Here is a 525-nt window from a genome sequence, read left to right on the forward strand (position 1 = left end):
TGTACGTGCTGTTTCTGCCAGGCGGCGTTACGGTGATATTGTTCTTGTCCGCGACCGCCGTCCCCCGATACTCGCTCATTTCGGTATCGGTCAGATCGTCAACATAAGCCCTTCCCTTATTGATGATCTTTACAGCTAACTCGTAAAGATACTCATAATAATCGGAAGCGTAAAATTCACGATCTTCCCAATCAAAGCCCATCCATTTTATGTCGCGCTTAATCGCCTCAACATAGGAGACATCCTCTTTTTCAGGATTGGTATCGTCAAAGCGCAGGTTGCATTTTCCGCCGAAACGCTCAGCCATGCTAAAGTCGATAAAAAACGCCTTGCAGTGGCCGATATGCAGCCAGCCATTGGGTTCCGGCGGAAAGCGCGTTAGCACATAAGTGTACTTTCCCGCGGCTAAATCTTCTTTAATAAATTCGCTGATAAAATCCGTGCGGCAGTCATCGCTGTTTTGCGGTTCAGTTTCAGTCCCTGTTGAATCAGTCATAACGCATCCCTTTAAATTAAAAATTTGTC

The 525-nt window shown here is 46.3% G+C and carries 1 protein-coding gene; it reads right to left on the reverse strand.

Features of this window, described 5'->3' with window-relative positions:
* A partial coding sequence (locus ACYVRA_RS08490; RefSeq protein ID WP_461252289.1) for a glutamate--tRNA ligase family protein occupies window positions 1-496 on the reverse strand: 496 nt, incomplete at its 3' end.
* Window positions 497-525: the final 29 nt, after the last annotated feature.

This window comes from Treponema sp. R8-4-B8, assembly GCF_054786175.1.